The sequence below is a fragment of the Micromonospora sp. NBS 11-29 genome (assembly GCF_002140155.1).
Classification (GTDB): domain Bacteria; phylum Actinomycetota; class Actinomycetes; order Mycobacteriales; family Micromonosporaceae; genus Micromonospora.
Window position 1 is genome coordinate 4,246 of the sequence record NZ_NAPR01000019.1, and the last position, 2,650, is coordinate 6,895.

Below are 2,650 nucleotides of genomic sequence, written 5' to 3' on the forward strand. Positions count from 1 at the left end.
ATCAGCGGCACCAACGCCCACGTCATCGTCGAGGCGCCGCCGGCCGTCGAGGAACCCGAGCCCACCCCCGGCACCCCGCCGCCGCTGGCGCCGGTGCTGCTCTCCGCGCGTACCCCCGACGCGCTCGCCGCGCAGGCCCGCCGCTGGGCCGACCACGTCGCCGCCGACCCCGACGCCCGTCCGGTCGACCTCGCCGCCGCCTCCCGGCACCGCGCCGGGCTGGACGCGCGGGCCGTGGTCCTGGCCGCCGACCGCGACGACCTGCTCGCCGGGCTGCGCGCCCTCGCCGACGGCGAACCCGCGCCGCAGGTGGTCACCGGCGCCGCCGGGCCGCGCGGCCGGGTCGCGTTCCTCTTCTCCGGGCAGGGCGCGCAACGCGCCGGCATGGGCCGCGACCTGTACGACACGTTCCCCGTCTTCGCCGCCGCGCTGGACGAGGTCTGCGCGCACCTGGACCCGCTGCTGCCGCAACCGCTCAAGCCGGTGCTGTTCGGCGACGGCGACCTGCTCGACCAGACCCGGTTCACCCAGGCCGGCCTGTTCGCCGTCGAGGTGGCGCTGGACCGCCTCGCCCGCTCGTTCGGGCTCGTCCCGGACCTCCTGGTCGGCCACTCGATCGGCGAACTGGCCGCCGCCCACGTCGCGGGCGTGCTGTCGCTGCCCGACGCGTGCGCGCTGGTCGCCGCCCGGGGCCGGCTCATGCAGGCGCTGCCCGCCGGGGGCGCCATGCTCGCCGTCGCCGCCGGCGAGGCGGACGTGACCGCGTCGCTGGCCGGCGTCGCCGGACGGCTCGACGTCGCCGCCGTCAACGGCCCCGCCGCCATGGTCGTCTCCGGCGACGCCGAGGCGGTCGACGCGCTCGCCGCGCACTGGACCGACCGGGGTACGCCGACGCACCGGCTGCGGGTCAGCCACGCCTTCCACAGCGCGCTCATGGAGCCGATGCTCGCCGAGTTCGCCGAGGTCGCCGCCGGTCTCGCCTACGCCCCGCCCACCGTGCCGGTCGTGTCGAACCTGACCGGCCGGATCGCCGAGCCGCACGAGATCACCACCGCCGACTACTGGGTGCGACACGTCCGGGAGTCGGTGCGCTTCGCCGACGCGGTCGACCGGCTCGCCGAGGCCGGCGTCGGCACGTACGTCGAACTGGGCCCCAGCGGCGTGCTCACCGCCATGGCCGAGAGCGCCCTCGCCGACCCGACGGCCGCGCTGGTGCCGCTGGTGCGCAAGGACCGCCCCGAGCCGCGCGGCGTGCTGGAGGCGCTGGCCCGGCTGCACACCGAGGGGCTGACCGTCGACTGGGACGCCCTGCTCGCCGGTGCCGGCGCCCGCCGTGTCGACCTGCCCACGTACGCGTTCCAGCACGAACGCTACTGGCTGGAGCCGGTCGGCCGGCTCGCCGACGTCTCCGGCGCCGGCCTCGGCGCGGCCGGGCACCCGCTGCTCGGCGCCGCCGTCTCCGTCGCCGGCGAGGACATGGTGCTGCTCACCGGCCGACTGGCCGTCGCCACCCACCCCTGGCTCGCCGACCATGTGGTCGGCGACGTGGTGGTGCTGCCCGGCGCCGCGCTGGTCGAGTTGGTCGTGCGCGCCGGTGACGAGGTCGGCGTCTCCCGACTGCGGGAGCTGGCCATCGCCGCGCCGCTGGTGCTGCCCGCGTCCGGCGGGATGCGGGTGCAGGTGCGGGTCGGCCCGGCCGACGAGGTGGGCGCCCGCGCGGTGACCGTGCACGCCCAGGCCGAGGACGACCCGGAGGCCGGCTGGGTACGCCACGCCGAGGGCGTCCTCGAACCCGCCGACGCCGATGAACCGGGGCTGCCGATCTGGCCACCGACCACCGCCACCGAGGTCGACCTCGACGGCTGGTACGCCACCCTCGCCGGGCACGGCCTCGCCTACGGGCCGGCGTTCCGGGGCCTGCGCCGGGCCTGGACCGGCGACGGCGAGGTGTACGCCGAGGTCGCGCTGCCCGAGGAGGTCGCCGACGGCGCGACCGGCTTCGCCGTGCACCCGGCGCTGCTGGACGCCGCGCTGCACCCGATCGGGCTGCTGCTCGCCGCCGACGGCGGGGGCCCGCGCGTGCCGTTCGCGTTCGAGGGTGTGCAGGTGCACGCCGCCGGCGCCACCGCGCTGCGGGTCCGGTTGACCCGCGACGGCGGCACGGTGCGGTTGGTCGCCGCCGACGACGCCGGCGCCCCGGTCGTGTCGGTGGACACGCTGGTCCTGCGCGAGATGACCGGTCCGGCCGCTCCCGGTGTGGCGGCCCGCTCCCTGTTCGAGCTGCGCTGGCAGCACGAACCGGTCCCGTCCGTCGACGACCTGACCGGCTGGGCGGCGCTCGGCGCGCCCGTCGGCGGGCTGCCCGCGTACCCCGACGTGGCGGCCGCCGCGTCGGCGATCCCCGGGGTGCTGGTGCTGCCGGTGGTCGGGCCGGTCGGTGCGGATGTGCCGGCGGTGGTCCGGGCGGCCGCGTCGGATGTGCTCGCGGTGGTGCAGGCGTGGTTGGCGGCGGAGCCGCTGGTGGATTCGCGGCTGGTGGTGGTGACGCGGGGTGCGGTGGCCGCGACCGACGCGGACCGGATCGTGGATCTGGCCGGTGCGGCGGTGTGGGGGTTGTTGCGGTCGGCGCAGTCGGAGCATCCGGAGCGGA

Annotated in this window: 1 protein-coding gene; it reads left to right on the plus strand. The window is 77.7% G+C overall.

What is annotated here, in order from left to right; genetic code table 11:
* On the plus strand, window positions 1-2,650 hold a 2,650-nt coding region (locus B1205_RS32165; RefSeq protein ID WP_176308742.1), incomplete at both ends, for an acyltransferase domain-containing protein.